The sequence below is a fragment of the Ercella succinigenes genome (assembly GCF_900002895.1).
The window spans coordinates 1-22,925 of record NZ_CDHP01000023.1; the positions used below are offsets into that span (position 1 = coordinate 1).

The following is a 22,925-nucleotide window of genomic DNA, read 5'->3' on the forward strand; positions in this document are numbered from 1 at the left end:
ATTACGGCTGTTTTTGCTTTGCCGGAAGCCTATCGCAAACGACTGAGAACCAGTAACAGCATAGAACGACTCAACGAAGAGCTACGTCGTAGGGAACGCGTTATACGGATATTCCCCAATGATGACAGTCTTATCCGACTGATGGGAGCAGTTCTGATGGAGCACCATGAAAAATGGTTGACCGGCAAAAAGTATTTCATAATGGATCGCTACTTTGATGAGAGAGAAACAGCAAGAAAAGAAGCGTTAGCAGAACGAGCAGCATACCTGCATGTTGTCACCTGATTCATGCAGATACCGGAAGACAATTTACACCAACTTTTTGGACTTGACTAAAGACAGGAGGTTAATTATGAGCAGAGCTTTAATTATAGGTGCAGGTGGAGTTGCCGGAGTTGTTGCCCACAAATGCTGTCAGAATCCTGAAGTATTTAGTTCGATTTGTATTGCCAGCCGTACATTAGCCAGATGTGAAGCTCTCAAAAGCAAACTGGAGGGTGGAGCAACAGAGGTTGAAATTGCTCAAGTAGATGCTGATATTACGCAGCAGGTTGTTGATCTCATAAACAGCTACAAACCAGATATTGTTATTAATGTTGCCCTGCCTTATCAGGATCTTACGATAATGGATGCCTGCCTGGAAACTAAGGTTCATTATCTTGATACAGCTAACTATGAACCGCCTGAAATTCCCAAATTTGAATATAAGTGGCAGTGGGCATACCGTGAACGTTTTAAAAAAGCTGGAATCATGGCTTTGCTGGGAAGCGGCTTTGATCCTGGTGTAACAAGTGTTTTCAGCGCCTATGCGCAGAAGCATTACTTTGATGAAATTCACTCAATAGATATAATTGATGCAAATGCAGGAGATCATGGCTATCCATTTGCCACAAATTTTAATCCGGAAATAAATATCAGGGAGATAACTGCTCCCGGAAGTTACTGGGAAAATGGTAAATGGGTCGAAACGGAGCCGCTTGAAATCAAAAGAGTCTATGATTTCCCTGAAATAGGACCTAAAGACATATATCTTCTTCATCATGAGGAAATAGAATCATTGGCGATTAATATAAAGGGGATTAAAAAAATTCGTTTTTGGATGACTTTTTCAGAAAAATATTTAACACATCTACGTGTTCTTGAAAATGTAGGAATGACGTCAATAGAACCTATAGATTTTAATGGTCAGAAAATTGCCCCCCTGCATTTTCTGAAGGCTGTTTTGCCAGATCCGGCTTCTCTTGGACCCAGAACCAAGGGGAAAACCAATATAGGGTGTGTTTTCCAGGGAGCCAAAGAAGGAAAATCTGTAAAATACTATGTTTACAATATTTGTGATCATCAGGAATGTTATCAGGAAGTAGGATCACAGGCTATCTCTTATACAACCGGTGTGCCTGCTATGATAGGAGCAATGATGATGCTGACCGGAAAATGGATGAAACCAGGTGTTTTTAATATTGAAGAGTTTGATCCTGATCCTTTTATGGAGCAGCTTAATATACAAGGATTACCCTGGCAGGAGAGCTTTGATCCTGATTTAATTGATTGAAAGGATTTTATATGCCATTAGATTATACAAAAATTGCAACACCTGCATATGTTGTTGATCAGGATCTTTTAATTAAGAACCTTGAAATTCTTGATTATGTACAGCAACAGACCGGCTGTAAGATACTTCTGGCACTTAAAGGGTTTTCCATGTTTTCGGTTATGCCTCTTATAGGTCAGTATTTACATGGAATAACAGCAAGTTCTCTATATGAAGCCAGGCTGGGTTATGAAGAAATGCAAAAACAGGTGCATATATATTCACCTGCCTATAATGATCGAGATTTCCCGGAGATTGTTAAATATAGTGACCATATTGTGTTTAACACTTTTAGTCAGTGGCGTAAATACCAGTCTCAGGTTAAATCTCTTTCTGATAGGCATATTTCTTGTGGTATACGCATAAATCCTGAATATTCTGAAATAAAAACACCTCTCTATGACCCCTGTTATGCTAACTCTAGACTTGGTAGTACAATAGAAAATTTTAAGGATCAGGATTTGACTGGTATTGAAGGCCTTCATTTTCATGCCATGTGTGAACAAAATTCAGACACCCTTGAACGTATAATCAATGAGGTAGACAAAAAATTCGGTAAATATATCAGCGGAATGAAGTGGATAAATTATGGTGGTGGGCATCATATTACGAGGCCTGATTATGATTTGGAAAAACTAATTTCTTCTATAAAATTCATGCAGAATAAATACGGGGTTGAGATTTATCTTGAACCAGGAGAAGCTATTGCGCTTAATACAGGATTTCTTGTTGCCCAGGTTCTTGATACTCTTAATAATGGTATGGATCTGGCAATTCTGGATACTTCTGCTGCCTGTCATATGCCGGATGTTCTGGAAATGCCTTATAGACCTGAGATAATAGGTGCAGAAAAACCAGGAGTTCATCCCTATACGTATCGTTTAGGCGGCCCTACTTGTCTGGCAGGAGATATTATTGGTGATTACTCTTTTCCTGAACCATTAAAAGCAGGAGATAAATTAGTTTTCTGTGATATGGCTCACTATACGATGGTAAAAAATAATACTTTTAATGGAATAGCTTTGCCTTCAATTATGCTTTACAGTGAAAAAGAAGGTTTAAGGGCTATTAGAGACTTTGCTTATGAAGACTTTAGAAACAGATTGTCATAATTAATTATAATGTTGTTGGTCTTGGCAAAAAAAATTCTATAGCGAATAAGCGGTTTAATTAACCTGAATTCTATAGGTAAAAACATCATTCAGTTAATTCTGGTGATGTTTTATTTTGCTGTTTTTTTAATTTCTCTGTCTATTGTGGCAAAAATAGATGTTTTATAATGAATTTCAAATTTTTTGTATAATTATTACTCTGAAAGAGAGTAAATGCATTAAAATAATAAAATAAGGTAGGTAAGTAATTGGTTTAATTGTCTTTTTTTGAACAGAAAAGAGTTTTTTGTGTTGTCTTTATCCATGGGATATTGATATATTGTAGGAAAACAGAAAAGAAGGTTTTGTTTATGAAAAAGTCTATTGAGGGTAAAGTAGTTATTATTACAGGAGCTGGTGGCGGTATCGGCAGACAAGCTGCTTTAAGTCTTGCTGAGGCTGGTGCCAGAATAGCACTTTGCGGTGGTAATAATTTAAATAAACTTAATGAAACAGTAGAGCTTATAAAATCTGAAAACACAGAATTATTGGTAATTCCAGGAGATTTAACAAATAAAGTTTTTCTTGATAGCTGTATAAAAGAAACGTATGAACATTTTGGTGCTATAGATATTCTGATAAATAATGCCGGTATGGCATTGAACAGTCCTTTTGAACAAACTACAATTGAACAGTTTGATCAAATATACGATATAAATGTGAGAACCCCATTTATACTGTGCCAGCTTGTTTTACCATATTTAAGAAAATCTGATCATGCGACAATTATAAATATTGCCTCAACACTTGGACATAAAGGCTATGCAGGACAAGCTGCTTATGCAGCTTCAAAACATGCTCTTAGAGGCTTTAGTAAATCCTTAGCAAATGAAGTGTATACTGAGGGAATTCGTGTGCATACAGTTTGTCCTGGCGGAGTATTTACAGATATGTTAAAAGTAGCTAGACCCGATCTTTCGCAAGAAGGAATGATAACACCAGAAGACATTGCAGAAATTATTATGTTCTTGCTTGAGCACAGATCACATGCTGTTATTGACGAAATAAATATTCGCCGGGAGGGTAAGCCACCTTATGAAATATAAATTATACTGCCTGCTATTTATTTTGCCAGAATAGAATTATTTGAGTGAAAATAACTTTATTCTATAACTTCATAGCCATGCTCGCTAAAGGTTTGGCGAATCAGGGAGAGATCAATATGCTTCATTGCGGCACCTTTGGGAATAGTCATGAAACGTCCTGCTGTCTGCAGCATGCCGGGTTTTGTAATATCTGTGAAACCTAGTTCGGCTAGAATATCCGCTATAGATGGATTTTCACGGCAAAGCTCATAAACACTTTTAGTTAAATCTATTTTCTGATTGTTCATAATAGAAGCTCCTTTATCTAGAAGATGGCTTTAGCAAGCCGGAGGAAATAATGCAAATCAACAGATTGTTTGAAATAGTATATATTTTGCTTGATAAACAAACAGTAACATCCAGAGAGCTTGCAGCACATTTTGAAGTCTCTCCAAGAACTATTTATCGAGATATTGAAACACTATCATCTGCTGGAATACCTGTTTATATGCGTAAAGGTAAGGGTGGTGGTATTTCCTTGCTTCCAGATTTTGTTTTGAATAAAGCTGTAATTACAGATGAGGAAAAAGAAGATATTCTTTCTTCTCTTAAAGCAGTAAATGCCGTCAATCTTAGCAAAACCAATAATGCACTTAATAAACTTAGTTGCTTATTTGGTGAATCAAATACAGATTGGATAGAAGTAGATTTTTCTTCCTGGATTAACGCACAGAATGAAACAGATATATTTAATATTATAAAAATTGCAATATTAAGAAAAAAAAGACTTTGCTTTACCTATGCAAGTGTAAAAGGGCAACAAACAAGAAGAGAGGTTGAACCTCTAAAACTTTGCTTCAAAAGTGGTGCATGGTATTTATACGGCTATTGTCAATCACGATCTGATTTTCGTTTTTTTAAATTAAGACGAATCAGAGATATTATTGCATCAGAGCAAAGTTTTCAAAGGAAATCACCCCCAAAAGTGTTTTACAAAGAAAATTTATTCCAGGACGAATATGTTAGATTAAAAGTAAAACTAAGCTCAGAGCTTGCTTACAGAGTATACGATGAGTTTGATAAATATGAACGGCAAAGCGACGGTAGTTTTATTGCAGAAATTAATTTCCCAAAAGGAGAATGGATACTGTATTATATTGCAACTTTTGGCAGTCAGTGTGAGGTTTTAGAACCAGTAGATGTGAGAAACAGTATTAAAGCAGAATTACAAAAAATGCTGGAGAAATATATATAATAAGACGGGCTGTTGTCATATTAAGGAGAATATAATATCTCTATCAATGACTTCAAGAAAAAATATAAGGAGTCATGAAAAAATGGAGGTATTTAAGATGAATTACGAAGTAGTAGAATTGGAACAAAAGATTGTTGTGGGAGTTAGTGCAGTGACAAGCAACACAGATCCTGATGCCGGTAAGATTATTGGCGGACTTTGGGAAAAATTATACCAGGGAGGTATAAATGTCTCAATAAAAAACAAAGTAAATGATTATGCAATTGGATTATATTCAGACTATTCAGATGACAAGTTTTGTGTTACTGCAGGCAACGAAGTTTCAAAGCAGGAAAACGATGAATTGGATTTTAAAATTATTCCTGCAGGAAAATACGCAAAATTCTCTATACATGGACACATGGTTACTGCTGTATCGGAGGCATGGGAAGAAATTTGGAAGATGGATCTTGATAGAAGCTTTACCGGAGATTTTGAAGAATATTTAACAAGTGACTGGGAAAATGCTGATATTGACATTTATATAGCATTAAAGAAATAATTATTTATTAAAAGGAAGTGATAAGGTTTGAATTGGGAGCCATGGTCAGGTTGTTATCCTATTAGTGAAGGGTGTAAATATTGTTATTTTTATGGTCCATACTCAAAAAGGTACGGACAAAACAATATAGAAAAAACAAACGATTTTGATAAACCTGTAAAAAAAACTGCTAAAGGTTTGTATAAAGTGGCAAGCGGGAAGATTGTTGCAACTTGTTTTTCTTCGGACTTTTTTTTGCCAGAGGCTGATGAATGGCGGGGAGAAGTCTGGGCAATGATTAAAGAAAGACAGGATTTAGATTTTTTGATACTGACTAAACGTATTGACCGCTTTATCAAAGTCTGCCCCTCTGATTGGGGAGATGGCTATAATAATGTCAATATCGGCTGCACCGTTGAAAATCAACAAACCGCTGATTTTCGCCTGCCCATGTTTTTATCTCAACCAATAAAACGTAGATTTATTGCTTGTTCGCCTCTTTTAGAACCCATTGATCTTTCAAAATATCTTTCCCGGATTGAGCATGTTACTGTTTGCGGAGAAAGTGGACGTGATGCTCGAGCTTGCAATTATGACTGGGTACTTGATATCCGCAAACAGTGTATAGAACAAGGGGTTACTTTTTGGTTCAAAGGAACGGGCTCGCTTTTTGTACACAATGGCAAAACACAAAGAATTAATCCTTATAAACAAGGTAGCATTGCAAAAGAATGTGACATTAATATTCTTGATGGCAAAAAGTTGTTTTAAATATAATATACTTTGTGAATTATTCCTTTTTCAAATTGAAAAAATTGTAAAAACTGCCATTAAGCTGTAAAAGTTCTTTTAAGTTTCCAGATTCAATTATTTTACCATCTTCCATGTAAATTATTTGATCGTACAAACTTAGGATATCGTAGTTCATATTATGAGTTATTGTTATAAGTGTAAGGTCATCGAGTTTAAGCAGGCTGCTTTCAATATCGTAAGCAGTCTGCATATCAATTGCTGCTGTTCCCTCGTCGAGAATCAATAAAGGCTTATTTTGAATAAGTGCGCGGGCAACAGCAATTCTTTGCCTTTGACCTCCTGAAATATTACAACCGTTTTCACCGACTAAAGAAGCAAGGCCGTCAGGCATATTATTAATAAATTTATTTATGCCACTCAATGTTAAAACTCTTGTTAAGTTATTTTCATCATATTCATTGTAAAGGCAGATATTATTTTTTATATTATCATCAAACATGTAAATATTCTGGTGAATAACTGCTATCATTTCATTGATTTTATTTATATCGAGCAGACGCATATTATCGTCATCAAATAATATGTTGCCTTCAAAACCGGCATAACAACCGGTCAGAAGTTTAATTAAAGTAGTCTTGCCGCAGCCACTATGTCCAATTACAGCATATTTATGATTCTTTTTTATTGTCAAACTGATATCATCAATAATTTTCTGATTATTGTTATAACTGAAACTGACATTCTCAGTTTTTATTTGTCGGTTGAATTCTGGTGGTTTTGTACCTGTAAAAGAAGTATCACTGTAATCTGACATATTTTCGATTCTTTTTAGAACTGGTTTTACACCTTGAATTAAAGGCAGGCATTGCATAATTATCATCAGCGGGTTTACAAAAGAACTACTTAACTGTATAAGAGCTAGTAATATTCCTGCAGTAATATTTCCAGTTATAATAAGATAGGCGCCTATGAAAAAACCTGAAAACAAAGTGATATATGCTAATATTTCTGAACTGCTTTCACTTGCTGCGACCATTTTATCAGCATTGAATCTTGCTTTGATTGTTTCCTGATTTTCTTCTTTAAACTGTGAGTGTACATGACTGTTCATTTGATATGATTTAATAACATCATATCCTGCAAAAATATCTTTTATTTTAGAGGTAAGAGCAGATAATTTTTTAGAAACTATATCTTGTCTTTTTTGCAAAGCTTTACCAAAAAGTCCCGGTATAGTTAACATAAGAAAAAGACAGCCTATTAGGAAAAAACCAATAATCGGACTTATGATAAATAATACAACTAATGCAGTTATAAATATAATAATGTTTTGTAAAAGAATAAGCAGAGGATTTATGTAGTTTTCTTCAACCAGTTTAATATCATTTGTAAAGGTCGATATGTACTCTGCTGTGTTTACCTTGAAAAAATCTTCTCTGTTTCTGTTTAGTATGCCTCTAAAAAGTTTTTTTCTAAGTATCAGGATAATTTTGCAGATCAGATATTTGCTGCATAAAGAATAAATGTAATTAAGAATTCCAAGTGTAAGCAAGTACAATACAGATTGTATAACTATATCTCTAAAAGCAGACATGTTCCCGCTAAGAGCAATGTCAGTTACCCGTTGCAGAATTATGGCTATGTACACATAAGCAGCAGAAGATATTACGCTTATGATTACAGTTATTGAAAGTAATAATTTATTTTGTCTCAAAATTGATTTCATTTCTATAATCCTCACTTGTGTATTCTTTTTTATTAGTTGGGCTGATAGATACAAATAAAAATATAAAATAAAAGTAGACGTGTGTCAACTTTGTTAGATGGCTATCTAATTTAATTGCAAATTTCATAGCCTTTACTCTACAAAGGAATTTTTTTTAGAGCAAAGCTTTTTCTAATAATGCAATAAAATCTTTTATAGAATCCTGATTGAGACTATAGTAAACACGACCGTCATGTTTTTCTACATTTACAAAACCACATGAAAGAAGTGCTCCCATGTGATGAGAAACTGTCGCCGCAGTAAGCTCCATCTCAGTTGCAATTTCCAAATTATACTTTGGAGATGTTTTTAAGAGTTTCAATATCATTAGCTTACTTTTATCACTAAGTATTTTCAGACTCTGGAGTAAATCATCTTGAGTTTGTCCTGGTTTTTTAGTTTTACTTAATACAAAAGAACTTAAAAGACCGTAATAGCCTGCTTTTTCAAAAATAATTTGTGATAAAGGTAATGCTAATGTAGGGTATATGTCAGTTTCGCATTCGGTCAATGAAGCTACCATATCTCCGAATTGACCATTTCCCTGATTAGCTACAATATCATAGTAACTATTTAACAATTTTTTTATCTTACTGTTAATACTGCTTTCTGCCTGTCTGAAAGCAGTTATATTACTATTTATTAATTCAACTAAACTTTTTAAATAATATTTTGGATTATTTATGATCATCATTATTTTCCATTTATCACTAGCTTTCAAATCAGATAAATCTAAAAATGTAATGATGTCATCCAGACTGTTATTTGTTTTTTCCGGCAAACAAATATCCAAAAATTCTTTTAAATAATCTAAAATTTCCTGATTTATTTCATCTTTACTATATCTATCAATTTCATTAAGCTTTTCTTTATTTGAGATTAGTAAAGAAATTATAACAGGAGTAAAGTCGGATTCAGTGTCCTTAAAGAAAAAATCATCTATTTTATTTGTTACTCGATTTTTTTGAAAGACATGCAAATATTTATCAAATATTTTAAGATGTTTTGCATAGAACATCTTGCCATCTAAACCAAGGCTATCAAGCGCATCAATAAGGCTGGTGCTTGTTGCTTCAATATCATAGCTTTGAGCAAGTAAACCTATAGTTTCTACTAAAGGATCAAGTTCTTTAAATATTCTACCTTGCATCATATTTCATTCCTAACATTTAGCATAGTATTCAATTAGATCAAGCTCTAATTAAATAGAGTTTAATCCTATATGTTGTTGTTATCAAGTAATATACAACAGCTTAATCGGATTAAAAGTAGATTTTATTACATAGAGATGCTGAAACTTGAAGCTTTCTTCATCTGCTTTGTGTATTTTGGCATCATTTTACCCGCTTATATTTTACCTAAAAGTCTTTTACCTCTAATTTACAAACACATAATCTTGTTATGAATACAAAGAAAAACAATTGCCTTATAGTGTAGCTGTAATAACAAACAAAAGGAGAAAAAAAATGAGAAAAATTACAATTTTACTAGTAATACTGGCTTTGGTTTTCAGCATGGCTGCCTGCAATGGTTCAGGTGGTGATTCTAATGAAACAACAACAGCGGCAACTACTGCTGCTGCAGAAACTACCACTGCGGACAGCACCGATGACAATGGTTCTGAAACAGATGCTAATGATGATCAAACAGCAGAATTATCAGGCGTACTTGAAATAGCCGGCTCAACATCTGTTGCACCTCTTGCACAGGATCTGGCTGATGCTTTTATGGCTATCCACCAGGATGTAACAATTAACATACAGTCAATTGGCTCTAGTGCTGGTGTTCGTGCTCCGGTAGATGGTGCAGCTGAAATAGGTATGTCTTCCAGAAATCTTAAAGATGAAGAAAAAGAATGGGGATTGACAGAGTACATTGTTGCTATAGACGGTATAGCAGTAGTTGTTCACCCAGATAACACAGCAGTTGAAGCTTTGACTCTTGATCAGCTAAAACAGATTTATGTAGGCGAAATCACCAACTGGAGTGAAGTTGGCGGAGATGATGCAGAAATTGTTGTAGTAAGTCGTGAAGAAGGTTCTGGAACACGTGGTGCCTTTGAAGAAATTGTCGGATATGAAGGTGAACTGAGAGTAGACGCTGTTATTGGTGATGGTAACGGTAATGTTAAATCAAATCTTATCACTAATAAAAATGCGATTGCATACCTTTCTCTTGGATATGTTGATGATGAGACAAAACTTTTGAAAATAGATGGTTTCGAAGGAACAGTTGAGAATATTGTTGCAGGAGATTATCCGGTATCCAGACCTTTCATTATGATAGCACTTGAAGATGTAAACGAACTTGGATCAGCTTATTTAGATTTTGTTCTTAGTGAAGCAGGACAGGAAATTGTATCTGAAAAATATATCGCAGTAAGCTAAAAGTAAAATGTATAAAAAATTATAAAAGATTGTCAAAAGTTTCATGCACGGAAGTTTTCTGTGCATGAAACTGACACGTTTAAGAAAAAATGAAAATACTATGTATTAATAAGAGGTCAAAATGATTAGACACATAAGAGAAAAACTCAAATCAGATGCATCTGACAATAAACTAAAACTAAATGGTGCGAATAAAAAAATGGATAAGCTCGTTGAGTATATATTCTTACTTTGTGCATCAGTTGCAGTTTTGTCGATTATTGTTATCAGTGTTTATATTTTCCAAAGCGGATTTCCGGCATTTGGACAAATAGGTCTGTCATCTTTTTTGCTGGGAACGGAATGGAGACCAACAGCTAAGGATTTATATGGAATACTGCCTATGATAATAGGTTCTGTATATGCAACAGTAGGTGCGATTATTATAGGAGTTCCGATTGGTCTTTTAACAGCTGTTTTTCTTTCAGAAATAGCACCAAAGGGAGTAAGTCGTATAGTAAGGCCTGCTGTTGAACTGCTTGCAGGCATACCGTCTGTTGTCTACGGTTTTTTCGGATTAATGGTTTTTGTCCCACTGATTAGAGAGCATATTGCTCAACCTGGTAACAGCCTAATGGCTGTTTGTCTTGTGCTGGGCATAATGATTCTGCCTACTGTAGTCAGTATTTCAGAAGCTTCCATACGAGCTGTACCTGAGTCATACAAGGAAGGATCGCTTGCACTGGGTGCATCTGAAATTCAGACTGTTTTCCGTGTGACCTTGCCAGCAGCAAAGTCAGGTATTATTACAGCAATTATTCTAGGAATAGGACGTGCAGTAGGTGAAACAATGGCTGTAATCCTGGTTGCGGGTAACGCTCCTATGATACCAAAATCATTATTCCAACCAATTCGTACGCTAACCGGTAATGTTGCTTTGGAAATGTCTTATGCTTTCGGTCTGCATAGGGAAGCTCTTTTTGCAACCGGCATAATTCTTTTTATATTTATTATGATATTAAATGTAATTGTAAATATTATTGCCAACAGATCCAGAGAAGTTTAGCTTGGAGAGTTTAAAATGAGTGAATTAGTAAATGACGCAATAGGGAAAAAAGTTTCCAGGGCAAAAACTATGAATAATAGGATTTATATGAGAAAAATCAAAGATATGATTGCAAGAGTCTTGATCTGGTCTGCTGCTTTGATAACTATAGGCATTCTTGCCTGGATAGTTGCATTTGTTTTTTCGCAGGGAATACCACATATTTCATGGGAGTTTTTGACTTCTACACCTAGAAACAACGGTATTGACGGAGGTATTTTGCCAATGGTCGTCAATACGGTATATGTAATAGTTCTGGCTATAGGTATTTCTACACCCATAGGTGTGGGTGCTGCGATATATATGGTAGAATATGCCAAACCTGGGAAAATTATAAGAATAATCAGGTTTTCAACAGAGACGCTTGCCGGAATTCCATCAATAATATATGGATTATTTGGATATGTGTTTTTTGTAATTATACTTAATATGGGCTGGTCTTTAGTATCTGGTGCTTTGACCTTGAGTATTATGGTTTTGCCAACTATTGTCAGGACAACAGAAGAAGCTATCAAAGCCGTTCCTGTTGCTTATCGTGAAGGTTCTCTTGCATTAGGTGCCTCAAAGCTAAGGACTATCATAAAGGTTGTTTTGCCAAGCTCTATCCACGGTATTCTTGCAGCTGTTATTCTTAGTATAGGTAGATCGGTCGGTGAAACGGCGGCTTTGTACTTTACTGCAGGTTCGGCTATGACGCAGCAGGTTCCAACTACAATTACACATTCAGGCAGAACTTTATCCGTCCATCTTTTCCTTCTTGCCAAAGAAGCAATTTCTTTTGAAAAAGCATATGCCACTGCAACTGTTTTGCTTATAACGGTTGCCGTAATCAATTATATTGCGAATAGAATAGGCAAACACTTAATGAGAAAATCATTATCTGATTAAGTTTTTTTTATGCAATGATTATAATAAATAATGACGTATAAGATTTTTATATTTATTAGAAAATAATTATTATAGGAGAATCTAATGAATAAAGAAGATAAAATTATAACAAAAAACCTTGATTTGTTTTACAAAGATTTTCAGGCTCTCAAATCCATAAATATTAGTATTCCTGAAAAACAGATAACTGCTTTTATTGGCCCGTCCGGTTGTGGTAAATCTACCTTTATTAAAACTCTTAATCGTATGAACGATTTAATAGAAGGCTGCAAAATAACAGGAGAGATTCTGCTTGATGGGGAAAATATTTATGAGGATTGTGATACGATAGATCTTCGCAAGAAAGTGGGTATGGTTTTCCAAAAACCCAATCCCTTTCCAATGTCCATATACGATAATATAGCATATGGTCCAAGAACACATGGAATAAAAAAGAAAAATCAGCTGGATGAAATTGTAGAAAAAAGTCTTACTAACGCAGCTATTTGGAATGAGGTAAAAGATCGTTTAAAGAAAAACGCTCTCAGTCTTTCCGGAGGACAACAGCAGAGATTGTGCATAGCCAGAGCGCTTGCGGTTGAACCTGAAGTTCTTCTTATGGATGAACCAACATCTGCACTGGATCCTATGTCAACGCTGAAAATAGAAGATCTTGCAGTAGAATTGAAAGATAAATATTCAATTGTGATTGTTACACATAATATGCAGCAGGCAAGCCGTATATCCAATAAAACCGCTTTCTTTTTATTGGGTGAAATTATTGAATATAATGATACACCGAGCATTTTCAGTAATCCGAAGGATAAACGCACAGAGGATTATATATCAGGACGTTTTGGCTGATACATAATGTTTTTAGAGATGATTTTTATGATCTCCTCTATTTACAGACAGTTGATAACCAATTTTATCCATGCGTCGGCTCATGCACATACGACACTCTGCAGCTTCATCACCAGTGCAAATTTTGTTGTCATAGAGTAGATATTTTTTTCGCACGGAAGTAGGAGAGAGGTTTGGCATTACAACATTGGCTCCGGCTAGTATGCCTTTTTCACGCCCCTTGGGATGAACGGTTCCCAAGGCTGTTGTTGCTGGCAGCAATACATCCGGCAACATAAGCCTAATGATGCCAATAAGAAAAATAGTTAATTCTACAGTCCCCTGATTTTCATTCGCAAAAGGAGTTTGATGGTGAGGAATGAATGGACCTATTCCAACCATATGAGGCTGTAGTTCATTTATGAAAAGTAAATCATCAGCAAGATGTTCTGTTGATTGATAGGGTGAACCTACCATGAACCCGCAACCAACCTGATATCCCAGTTCTTTCAGGTCAAAGAGGCAACGTCTGCGATTAGATAATTTTAGGTTGTCCGGATGCAGTTTAGCATAGTGAACTTCATTAGCGGTTTCATGACGAAGCAGATAACGGTCAGCTCCTGCCAGCCGAAATGCCTTATAACTCTCACGGCTTTTTTCTCCGATGGAAAGAGTTAATGCGCAATCAGGGTATTTGGTTTTAATATTCCGTATAATCTCTACAATACGTTCGTCTGTATAATATGGATCATCTCCACCTTGTAGAACAAAAGTACGAAAGCCTAATTCATAACCGGAATCACAACAATCGAGAATTTGCTCCATTGTCAGCCTGTAACGATCTGCTTTTGTATTGCTTCGCCGAATGCCACAATAAAAACAGTCGTTAATACAGTAATTAGTAAATTCGATAAGACCTCGCATATATATGTCATGATCGTATACAGCATGTGCAACCGCACGTGCTTTTTCAAATAAATACTCAGCGGTTTCCTCCGATCTTCCCTCAATCAACTTAATATATTCATTTTTAGTCAATGATCTGTTTTCGGCCAGTTTATCAATGAGCTTTGCAATATTTTTATCCATTATTGCCTCCTACTTTAGAATAGGCTGCCTTTACATTAACACCGGGCAGCTTACCGATTTTGCCAGACAAAGCACTTATCACATCTTGTGGTGCATCAATAGCTACACTGATAATGGATATACTCTTTTCTCTGTAAGGAACTCCCATACGACTGATAATATATGCCGCATATTCATGCAACAAAGCATTTAACTTTGCAACTGATTCTGTCTCTTCAACGATAATACCAATTACAGCCACTCTGGTTTCCATACTTTAATTACTCCTTACAGGCTCATTAAAAACTTTCAGCATTTTGCTTGAATTCAAAAAAAATGCGCCTGAAAGGCGCATGAATTCAACTACTTATAGTCAATTGCCTTTAACTCAGATTATATCTTCGCATCAGTATTTTTAAAACTTCATTGAAAGAAAATTCTTGCAACTAAGTACAATTAGATAATAGCATATAAAACAGTCAAGTCAAGATTATGCTGCAGACTGATAAAATTTTGATGATAGAGTTACTTGCAAAAAATTATAATGGCATCACGCAAAAATTCTGCACAGCCTTCGGCAATTGTATCATAATATTTTTTAAAACGAGGATCATCCACATAAGTCTGCACCAATCCACGATGTGCTTCTTTTGAGTAGTTATTCCAAAAATATCCTAGCCACTCTTTATGTAAAGCACAGACTTCTTGTGCAAGTTCGCTGGAAGGATCGCCTTGTTCAAATGCCAGCTTTAAGGAATCATTTATTTGACAAGATAATTTCTGTATTTTCTCATATTGTTCGGTTGTCAATCCCATCATTTTAGCATTGCTGTCATCTACGATAGCGCTACCAAATTTTTCGCGGATTTCTTTGCCGTACTGCTTTTCATTATCCTCGATCATCTTTTTTTTGAAACCTTCAAATTTTTGTTTGTCATTCATTACTAAATCTCCTTTTGATGCAGCAATAGTTTGTTCAACATTGGCAATCAATTTTTCTATCTGCTCTTTCTTTGCTTTTAGAGCAGATAGATGACCTTGCAGTGCCACTATGCCATCATAGTCTTTTGACCATACAATCTTTTTAATTTTATCAAGCTGCACACCAAGTTCGCGGTAAAATAAAATCTGCTGCAGCAGGTTGACTTCTTTTTCCCCATAAACACGATAGCCGTTACTGCTTATACGTTCTGGAGACAATAGATTGATTTCGTCATAGTATCGCAAAGTACGGGTACTTACCCCCGCCAGTTTTGCGAGCTTGTTGATACTATATTCCATGGCTGCTCCTCTTAAATTAATATAGTTGGTTTGATAGTCTGTTTAATTCACTTCAAAAAATTTAAGTCACTCATTGGCCACTAAATGATCTCGAATACAATATAAACTATGACGCAGCGTAAAGGTAAAGACTTTTATTTAAATTATTTTGTAACTTCTTTATTTGCTTTAATCACAGCAAATAAACCTTCCCCAAAACCTTCTCTTGTTTCATGAAAGATGTTATCCTTTTGAATCGCTATACTTAATTAACAAAATAGGTATGAGCCTCTTTGACCAATGCATTTTTTCCGGTATTTACGAACTTAACTACATTACAGAAATAGAGAATAGCTCCATCTTCAAATAAAAGCTTCCCTTCGCACATAGCTCCGTTGCCGTGACTCAATGCGTTTTCAACAAATAGTTTTGCCACGGTAGGTCTCTTGGCTAGTTTTTGAGTTAAATCGTGGAATGAAATTACATCTTCCTCACCAACAGTTTTCCAAATAAAATCCTCACGTACATGTGTTTTTACCGAGTTAACATCTTTCTTTGCAAGTGCAATCGTCAATTCAATAACCCGTTCCATTTTTGGCGCGTTTCCACAGTGCGACATGACTTCAGTTTTCATTAAAGACCTCCTGAATTTTTTTCGTTACAATACATTCAAGTTTTCCTGCTTTATGGTCAATTATTCTGCAAAAATAATCTTACTCAATAGAAAAACTATTGTTGTTGGATATTCCTTCAACATCTTCTTTTATCTGTATAGCTATTTGCGTGAACTTTTCAGGTTCTTCAAAATGTGGGAAGTGTGCCGATTCTTCAAACCATATAAAGTCTTTTTGGGGAGCGGTGATATATTCATAATACTGCTCAATTAATATAGAGGGGGTATTGTAATCATATCTGCCTGCGCAAAAGTAAATAGGTACTTTTACTTCAGGAAGGTCTCTAACAAAATCCAAATCTACATTATGTCCCCACATGGCATCTGCAGTAAACTTACTTCCCAAGGCAAATTTTAGACCATCAATACCTGTATACTCTGGAGAAAAAATACTTGAGAGAATAATGTCATTTAAAGTATTCACTTTCCTTTCTACTCCTCCATATTTTTCTAGCCATTTTCTTTGTGTAATTGTATCGTTAACTATGTTTTTGTATGGAGGACGGCCAATTTTATTTAAATCTTCCAGAGCTTTTTTATCATTGTTTTCTTGAGCCTTCTCTAAAACAAAATCGTATGAAACGACTTCATTCTTGATCCCATTGACGACTTGTCCAATGCTTATAAATGCTGCAATTTTTTCCGGGTATTGATCGATCACATATAAGCCTAATTCAGTACCCCAGGAGTGTCCAGCCAAATAGATTTGTTCCTTGCCATATTTCTCACATAGGTAATTAATCAGTTCTTTACTATCTTCTATAAATTGTTCCCTGTTCATAGACTCTTCCGGAATATTAAACGAATACGACTTACCAGATCCTCTTTGATCCCAGTTGACAACAGTGAAGTGATTTTCCAACTCTCCTTGATATTTTCGCGCAAATGAAATCTGCGCATAACCAGGACCACCATGCAAAAAGAGGAGGATTGGATTATTGATGTCTTTACCTCTGATCATTACATACTGATTTATTCCACCAAGTTCAACTTTCTGTATTAAGGACACACTATTATTTCCTTTAATCTTCGGTGTTCTGGAGGGTATAAATAATACAAGTAGTAAGCATATTATTAAAACCACTAAAATTATTTTCAAGATTTTTTTAATTAGTTTCATTAACAATCTCCGTATGAGTCTCTTGGATTTTATTTTTATTTGATACAGTCCATTTTACAGTAAAAACTAAACTGTATGTCTTTTCTTTTTTAATATTTTTGAGAAGCAGATGAATAATGATTCTTGTGGCTATTATCTTTCATATAAGGTAGCCAGATTATGTATTCTACGCTTCATTTCTGTGCGGACATGTAACGGTTCTAAACACTCGCATTTATCCCCAAAACTGAGGAGGATATTATAGTAGTATTCGTTCTCTATGAAAGGAAAGCTAACAATATAATGATCATCACCGCTTGGCAAAAAATATTCATAAGAGCAATAATCAAGTATTCTTTCCATGATAGATTTATGAATGCGAATTTTGATTCTTGTTTGCATGGTTGCCAAAATATCAGTAAAATCCAACTGTGGTTTTTGATAATCCCGTGGCATAAAAAAATCTTTTTGTATTTGTAGGTTTAATGTGCGTGATAATTTAAACAAGCGAAAATCATTTCTTTTATAACAATATCCTTGCCAATACCAATGACTATTTTTCAATACAAGCTGATACGGCTCGGCTGTTCGTGCAGTTGTATTACCGTAGCGATCCGTATATTCAAATGAAAGTAGCTTGCTTTCCTGTAAAGCAGTTTTGATAATTTCTAAATATTTGTGTGTGTGGAGGTTTCCCATCCACGGACTTAAATCTACATATATTTGATTTGCTTTTACTTCAATGTCTTTTGCTCTATCGGCAGGGATAAAACTTTTGACTTTTGCAAGAGCGTTTACCAGTTCATCACCCCGTATCATGTTGGAAAGGCTGGAAAGTCCCATCAAGATCGCAGAAAGGTCGGCAGTCGAAAAAACCTTTCTATCGATCTTGTATTTCTGCATGATTTCAAAGCCACCGCCTACTCCCGATGTTGAGCGAACAGGAATACCTGCCAGGTTGATAGTGTCTATGTCGCGGTAGATTGTTCGGGGTGAAACCTCAAACATATCTGCTAATTCTTGTGCTCCTATACGCTTTTTATCAAGGAGAATCATAATAATGCTAACAAGTCTATCAACTTTCATCTGATGACCACCTTCTCCCAATTACATGTTACTGTTATAGATTGTTGACATACTGTTGTCAACAATAAAAACGTATAATAAAGAAACAAATAAATCAACCTATCAGGAGGAAATACTATGCAGAAAAAAGCTTTAGTAATAATCGATATTCAAAATGATATAACAAAAAATTACAAGGAGATTATTGGCAATATCAATGAAGCTATTGATTGGGCAGTAAATAGCAATATTCATGTTATTTATATAAGGCATGAAAATTTATCTGCCGGCACGAGGACTTTTAAACCCAATACGCGTGGATCTGAGTTAGTTCCAGACTTGAAAATAGTATCAAAAAACATTTTTACAAAATACAAAGGGAACGCATTAAGTTGTGAAGAATTTAGAGCTTTTATTAGTAAAAATGAAATATGTGATTTCTACATAGCGGGAGCAGATGCTATTGCTTGTGTTAAATCAACCTGTTACAACTTACGCAAAACAAATTATAGTGTTAATGTCCTATCTGATTGTGTTACTAGTTATGATAAAAGAAAAATTGAAGAAATGATATTTTATTACGAAAGTAAGGGGAGTAGAATAACTTGTTTGAATGACCTCTTAGTTTAAGTTCTTTCCATAAATGAAACTACAAGAATTTTGACACAGGAGCTTTTCCAACCATGAATTACCCCCCCCCTTTTTCCAGTTATATCCTTAATCGCCAGGTATAGAGATTTTAGTAGGGCCGTATCCGAAGGGTAAGCGGCCTTGGCTTTTGTGACTTTTCTTAAACTACGATGGAAGCTCTCGATCCGATTAGTTGCATAGATCATAGATTTCATCAACTCTCTTAATCAAAAAAGTGCGTCGGTGCCGACCCAGATAACTTCAGCTTCTAGAATTTGTCATAGAGGCACTAGGCAATAAATTTTTTTGCTCTTTGGGAAATGATACTTCATTCAATGCCCTCAGTTTGCCATTCAGATTTTTTATCCAGTATTGATGTGCAATAAGACCGTCGAATATTACCTTACTGATAGCGATTGGATGGGTTATAATAAATTAGACAGAAAACAATCGGTCGGATAAAAAGAAAAGAAAAGGGAAAAAACATGGCAGGAAAACAAAAGAATTATACAGAAGAATTCAAGAAACAAATAGTGGCACTAAAGCAAAATGGAAAATCAACAACAGACATAGCAAAAGAATACCAAATAGCAAAATCAACAATTATAAAATGGGCAAATGATTATTCTAAAACAGGTTCATTTAAGGCAAAGGATAACCGTACAGAAGAAGAAAATGAGCTTTTGAGACTGCGCAAAGAAAACAAGCAACTGCAAATGGAAAATGATATTTTAAAGCAAGCAGCGCTGATAATGGGACGAAAATAGATATTATTTTGGCAAATAAGAATAAGTACAGTATCAGCGCAATGTCCAGAGTATTAAATATACCAAGGAGTCTGGTTTATTATAGAAAAAAGACAAAAGTATGCAATACCGAGCTGGAAAACGAAATAATAACCATATTCAGAGCAAGTAAAAATAATTATGGAACCAGAAAAATCAAAATAGAGCTTAAAAAAAAGAAAATCATAGCATCCAGAAGAAAAATCAAACAGATAATGAATAAATATCGATTGATTTCAAATTATACAGTAAAACAATACAAAACCAGTAAAAGTAGATGTAATGAAGAAAAGACAGAAAATATTGTCAACCGTGAATTTCAAGATAGAGAAGATTTAGAAATAGTAGTAAGCGATTTAACATATGTCAATGTCAAAGGCAAATGGCATTATATATGCCTGTTAATAAACCTGTTTAATAGAGAAATCATAGGATATTCAGCAGGAGAAAAAAGGATGCAAACCTGGTTTATGAAGCTTTCTTGAACTCTAATTAATTTGAGCAAAAAAGGGTGTCCGTATGATAATGCTATTGCAGAAGCAAGCTACAAAATTATCAAGACAGAATTTGCTCTTAATAGAATTTTCTCAAGTTTAGCAGAACTAAAGAATGAATTAAGAGATTATGTTAAGTGGTTTAACAATAAGCGCATACACTCAGCCTTAAATTACATGTCTCCTGTTGAATACCGCTTAAGCAAAGTGACCGAATAATATTTGTCTTATTTTGGGTTGACATTCCAAAGATTCGCGAGCAGCATTACGAAGTACACACAGAAAATCGCGATATCGATAGATGGATGGACACAATCAGTGAGTATATGGATATCAAAGAGCTTGATCGTGCCACGCTGGTTGAATTGATTGATAACATCATTATCGGTGAAGGCAAGAAGATTAACGGCAAACGACATCAGGAAATCACCATCAATTATCGCTTCATCGGAAACCTGCTCGAAGACGCCAAAGAGGACATCATCTAGTTTCCTAAACGATGCCCTCCAAGGCAAAACCTCTTAAGTTTTAAGTTCGCACAACAAAGCAAAAGTATGCGAACGCTGTGGCGGAGAAGGAGGGATTTGAACCCTCGCACCGGTTTAGCCGGTCTACTGCATTTCGAGTGCAGACCCTTCAGCCACTTGGGTACTTCTCCGTGTTATATCTCCAAACATCAGGTCTCAGATATCCCTCGGAAAAAGGAGAGAACTTGGGGTATTAAGTTGTCAAGGCGACTCAGCAAAGCGAGTCATATCAATGGTTTGAAGTTTTAGGCTTCCAGATATCGAACTCGGTTTCGAGTGCGGCTCGTTATGACCACTTCGATACGCTTCCAAATATATATATTGCAGGATTTGGCAAGCAACCAGATAAATCTGAATGCTAAGGCAGATTATATCTGAGACTAAGAGTTAAAGTCAATAATAAGTGTCAGACACTCTATAAAGAAAATCAAGCTAAAAAGCCTTATTGCCAGCGGGTATGAGCAAATATTGTGAAAGGCGTGTCTGACACAAGTGTCAGACACGCATATAAGGACAATCCCTGACTATGACTGCTTTGCAGTCAGAATCAGGGATTTTATCGTAATCTATGTGTGGCACCTGGTGCCACACATTCCTTTTCTTAGTAAAGACTGTAACCTTGTTATACCAGGCGCTACAAGCGTTTTAACTTGATCTTCAGGGTGCCCCATCTCTTCAGAGTGTCTGCCTTCTCACAGGCGGCTCGTATTATTCAGATATGAGTGACAACTACCGCCACATTGCAGCAGCCACCAACTTAGCTGAAAAATTTGCGTTTGATATTATCAAACGCACTACGGTTATTTTGCAGGCAAAAATCCATATAGGCGATTGTGTTTTTTATTTCAAAATGATTATAGTACAGAATTACATTCTGGTTGTTATCATTTTGTCTGATAGCCTGCTCGCAGGTGATATGGGGGACAGATGTACTTGCTGGATCATGAGTTTCATCATCTGCTGCCAGATCGAAGGGGTGTGCACTTGCCGAGGATCTGCCGTAATACATTGCTGAATCCAGATCATTTTTGTTATCTGCTATGACAAAGCCGTCGAAGAATAGCAGAATAGTTTCCTGGTTGAATATTTGTAATCTCTCTATGCTGTCTATATAGCGAAGATAGAACTTTGCTTTGTCGGGAGACTGGCGGCAGTGGCTTCCGATTGTAGCACGGACAACCCAGCGAGAGTAAACTCTTTTTTCTTGTTCTCTTATCTGATTCCAGATAACATGTCCCTGCTCAGGTGTTCCGAATGATTGATAAATAATACGGCAGTATTCGTGGAAAACTACCGGAGACAATTCATTACATGCTGAAAGAAGGCTTTGTACTAGTTCGCCTTGGGTTAGGGCACTGGCAAATTGCAGGGAACTTCTGAACAGTGACTTGTCTTTACTTGTGTAATGCTGCCTGTTCAGGAAACTCTGACTTACAAGATTTGCCGCCAGTGCCGAATTCGGCAGAATTCCGTATTCAGCAAAAAAAGATTTTAACTCGTATCTTCTTTCTGCAAGCACTATACTGAGTCTTTTTATAAATTGCCTGTGTGCGGGCGACGCCAGATTACTTATTAGGGGCAATGTTCCTGTAGACTGTTTTTCAGCGGTATTTTCAACTGGAGTGATAAGGTTGGTTACAGTGAATTCTTTTGGTGTTTCTCTTTTGATTTCCAGAATGCTGCATAACAATGAGAGTGCTTTTTGCAGTGCTGCATTGTCAGGGTTGCTTTGGAAAAATAGCCAGGCATAATTATACATTGAGCTGCAGGCTCTTTCTCTTATGATGAGAAATAATCTATCTTGTAGCCTTTTGCTATTTGTATTTGATTCTTCGCAGGTAAAAGAAGGGAAAATATATTTTAACTCACTGCCACGTAGAGAATGTGCCATTTCAATAACTTCTGCAGAAGTTTCCGGCTCTGAAAGACGAGCTAAAAAAAGTTTGCATTTTTCATCGTCTATATCTGCATTGTATTCAACAGGCAAGGGAAGTAAACCTCTTACCGTTATCAATGCTTTTTCCATTCTGGCATTTGCTTTTACCGCTTTCATTTCCTACCTCATTACTATTGAATAGATTTT

The 22,925-nt window shown here is 35.7% G+C and carries 23 protein-coding genes, 1 tRNA gene and 2 pseudogenes; 14 read left to right on the forward strand and 12 right to left on the reverse strand.

Going from position 1 to position 22,925, the window contains the following annotated elements:
• The 4 genes from AC0KSB_RS06315 to AC0KSB_RS06330 form a co-directional block, all read left to right on the forward strand.
• Positions 1 to 285, forward strand: a 285-nt coding sequence (locus AC0KSB_RS06315) for a transposase (protein ID WP_472307438.1), incomplete at its 5' end; no start/stop codon positions are given.
• A gap of 67 nt (positions 286 to 352) precedes the next feature.
• On the forward strand, positions 353 to 1,552 hold the full coding sequence (locus AC0KSB_RS06320; RefSeq protein WP_472307440.1) for a saccharopine dehydrogenase family protein: 1,200 nt from the start codon (positions 353 to 355) through the stop codon (positions 1,550 to 1,552).
• 11 nt (positions 1,553 to 1,563) lie between these two features.
• Positions 1,564 to 2,703 carry a carboxynorspermidine decarboxylase gene (nspC, locus tag AC0KSB_RS06325; protein ID WP_472307442.1) on the forward strand — a complete coding sequence of 380 codons (1,140 nt, stop codon included), beginning with the start codon at positions 1,564 to 1,566 and terminating at the stop codon, positions 2,701 to 2,703.
• Between the two features lie 350 nt (positions 2,704 to 3,053).
• Entirely contained in the window at positions 3,054 to 3,788 is a 735-nt protein-coding gene (locus AC0KSB_RS06330) for an SDR family oxidoreductase (protein ID WP_472307444.1), read from the forward strand.
• A gap of 56 nt (positions 3,789 to 3,844) precedes the next feature.
• On the opposite strand, the gene AC0KSB_RS06335 is transcribed toward AC0KSB_RS06330, so the two are convergent.
• Complete coding sequence (locus AC0KSB_RS06335; protein WP_472307446.1) at positions 3,845 to 4,075, reverse strand: DUF1858 domain-containing protein; 231 nt, start codon at positions 4,073 to 4,075, stop codon at positions 3,845 to 3,847.
• Between the two features lie 50 nt (positions 4,076 to 4,125).
• Here AC0KSB_RS06335 and AC0KSB_RS06340 point away from each other — a divergent pair, with 50 nt between their 5' ends.
• The 3 genes from AC0KSB_RS06340 to AC0KSB_RS06350 all read left to right on the forward strand — a co-directional run bounded on the left by AC0KSB_RS06340 (position 4,126) and on the right by AC0KSB_RS06350 (position 6,313).
• Positions 4,126 to 5,022 carry a helix-turn-helix transcriptional regulator gene (locus AC0KSB_RS06340; RefSeq protein ID WP_472307448.1) on the forward strand — a complete coding sequence of 299 codons (897 nt, stop codon included), beginning with the start codon at positions 4,126 to 4,128 and terminating at the stop codon, positions 5,020 to 5,022.
• Between the two features lie 97 nt (positions 5,023 to 5,119).
• Positions 5,120 to 5,563 carry a GyrI-like domain-containing protein gene (locus AC0KSB_RS06345; protein ID WP_472307450.1) on the forward strand — a complete coding sequence of 148 codons (444 nt, stop codon included), beginning with the start codon at positions 5,120 to 5,122 and terminating at the stop codon, positions 5,561 to 5,563.
• 27 nt (positions 5,564 to 5,590) lie between these two features.
• Positions 5,591 to 6,313: a DUF5131 family protein gene (locus AC0KSB_RS06350; protein WP_472307452.1), complete on the forward strand. Its 723-nt coding sequence runs from the start codon at positions 5,591 to 5,593 to the stop codon at positions 6,311 to 6,313.
• Between the two features lie 19 nt (positions 6,314 to 6,332).
• Here the strand turns inward: AC0KSB_RS06350 and AC0KSB_RS06355 are convergent, their stop codons facing one another.
• A complete protein-coding gene (locus AC0KSB_RS06355; RefSeq protein ID WP_472307454.1) occupies positions 6,333 to 8,021 on the reverse strand; it encodes an ABC transporter ATP-binding protein in 1,689 nt (562 codons plus the stop codon).
• 154 nt (positions 8,022 to 8,175) lie between these two features.
• Positions 8,176 to 9,213, reverse strand: coding sequence for an ArsR/SmtB family transcription factor (locus tag AC0KSB_RS06360; RefSeq protein ID WP_472307456.1), 1,038 nt, complete (start codon positions 9,211 to 9,213; stop codon positions 8,176 to 8,178).
• Between the two features lie 313 nt (positions 9,214 to 9,526).
• Here AC0KSB_RS06360 and AC0KSB_RS06365 point away from each other — a divergent pair, with 313 nt between their 5' ends.
• From AC0KSB_RS06365 to pstB, 4 genes are all read left to right on the forward strand, one after another.
• Positions 9,527 to 10,447: a phosphate ABC transporter substrate-binding protein gene (locus AC0KSB_RS06365; RefSeq protein ID WP_472307458.1), complete on the forward strand. Its 921-nt coding sequence runs from the start codon at positions 9,527 to 9,529 to the stop codon at positions 10,445 to 10,447.
• A gap of 121 nt (positions 10,448 to 10,568) precedes the next feature.
• Positions 10,569 to 11,492: a phosphate ABC transporter permease subunit PstC gene (pstC, locus tag AC0KSB_RS06370; RefSeq protein WP_472307460.1), complete on the forward strand. Its 924-nt coding sequence runs from the start codon at positions 10,569 to 10,571 to the stop codon at positions 11,490 to 11,492.
• An 87-nt stretch (positions 11,493 to 11,579) separates the two neighbouring features.
• Complete coding sequence (pstA, locus tag AC0KSB_RS06375) at positions 11,580 to 12,419, forward strand: phosphate ABC transporter permease PstA (protein ID WP_472307590.1); 840 nt, start codon at positions 11,580 to 11,582, stop codon at positions 12,417 to 12,419.
• 84 nt (positions 12,420 to 12,503) lie between these two features.
• Complete coding sequence (pstB, locus tag AC0KSB_RS06380; RefSeq protein ID WP_472307462.1) at positions 12,504 to 13,262, forward strand: phosphate ABC transporter ATP-binding protein PstB; 759 nt, start codon at positions 12,504 to 12,506, stop codon at positions 13,260 to 13,262.
• Positions 13,263 to 13,274: 12 nt separating this feature from the next.
• Here pstB and hydE read toward each other — a convergent pair whose 3' ends face one another.
• From hydE to AC0KSB_RS06410, 6 genes are all read right to left on the reverse strand, one after another.
• Positions 13,275 to 14,318: a [FeFe] hydrogenase H-cluster radical SAM maturase HydE gene (hydE, locus tag AC0KSB_RS06385; protein ID WP_472307592.1), complete on the reverse strand. Its 1,044-nt coding sequence runs from the start codon at positions 14,316 to 14,318 to the stop codon at positions 13,275 to 13,277.
• A gap of 4 nt (positions 14,319 to 14,322) precedes the next feature.
• The gene (locus AC0KSB_RS06390; RefSeq protein ID WP_472307464.1) at positions 14,323 to 14,583 is read right to left on the reverse strand and encodes a TM1266 family iron-only hydrogenase system putative regulator; all 261 of its coding nucleotides are present in this window, start codon (positions 14,581 to 14,583) and stop codon (positions 14,323 to 14,325) included.
• Between the two features lie 251 nt (positions 14,584 to 14,834).
• Complete coding sequence (locus AC0KSB_RS06395; protein ID WP_472307466.1) at positions 14,835 to 15,590, reverse strand: MerR family transcriptional regulator; 756 nt, start codon at positions 15,588 to 15,590, stop codon at positions 14,835 to 14,837.
• Positions 15,591 to 15,834: 244 nt separating this feature from the next.
• Entirely contained in the window at positions 15,835 to 16,203 is a 369-nt protein-coding gene (locus AC0KSB_RS06400; protein WP_472307468.1) for a hypothetical protein, read from the reverse strand.
• 79 nt (positions 16,204 to 16,282) lie between these two features.
• Positions 16,283 to 17,362 (reverse strand): alpha/beta fold hydrolase, encoded by a 1,080-nt coding sequence (locus tag AC0KSB_RS06405; protein ID WP_472307470.1) that lies wholly within the window; start codon positions 17,360 to 17,362, stop codon positions 16,283 to 16,285.
• 132 nt (positions 17,363 to 17,494) lie between these two features.
• Positions 17,495 to 18,427, reverse strand: a complete 933-nt coding sequence (locus AC0KSB_RS06410) for a helix-turn-helix transcriptional regulator (RefSeq protein WP_472307472.1) — start codon at positions 18,425 to 18,427, stop codon at positions 17,495 to 17,497.
• A gap of 117 nt (positions 18,428 to 18,544) precedes the next feature.
• Here AC0KSB_RS06410 and AC0KSB_RS06415 point away from each other — a divergent pair, with 117 nt between their 5' ends.
• The gene (locus AC0KSB_RS06415; protein ID WP_472307474.1) at positions 18,545 to 19,036 is read left to right on the forward strand and encodes a cysteine hydrolase family protein; all 492 of its coding nucleotides are present in this window, start codon (positions 18,545 to 18,547) and stop codon (positions 19,034 to 19,036) included.
• On the opposite strand, the pseudogene AC0KSB_RS06420 reads toward AC0KSB_RS06415, so the two are convergent.
• Positions 19,033 to 19,251: pseudogene (locus tag AC0KSB_RS06420) on the reverse strand (IS256 family transposase); the annotation flags it as partial. The gene AC0KSB_RS06415 and the pseudogene AC0KSB_RS06420 sit on opposite strands and share 4 nt — an antisense overlap.
• A gap of 270 nt (positions 19,252 to 19,521) precedes the next feature.
• Here AC0KSB_RS06420 and AC0KSB_RS06425 point away from each other — a divergent pair.
• Both AC0KSB_RS06425 and AC0KSB_RS06430 read left to right on the forward strand, forming a co-directional pair.
• Positions 19,522 to 20,534, forward strand: a pseudogene (locus AC0KSB_RS06425) (IS3 family transposase).
• A gap of 32 nt (positions 20,535 to 20,566) precedes the next feature.
• Positions 20,567 to 20,803: a DUF4368 domain-containing protein gene (locus tag AC0KSB_RS06430; protein ID WP_472307594.1), complete on the forward strand. Its 237-nt coding sequence runs from the start codon at positions 20,567 to 20,569 to the stop codon at positions 20,801 to 20,803.
• A gap of 78 nt (positions 20,804 to 20,881) precedes the next feature.
• Here the strand turns inward: AC0KSB_RS06430 and AC0KSB_RS06435 are convergent.
• Positions 20,882 to 20,973, reverse strand: a tRNA-Ser gene (locus AC0KSB_RS06435).
• 626 nt (positions 20,974 to 21,599) lie between these two features.
• Entirely contained in the window at positions 21,600 to 22,895 is a 1,296-nt protein-coding gene (locus AC0KSB_RS06440) for a hypothetical protein (RefSeq protein ID WP_472307476.1), read from the reverse strand.
• Positions 22,896 to 22,925: the final 30 nt, after the last annotated feature.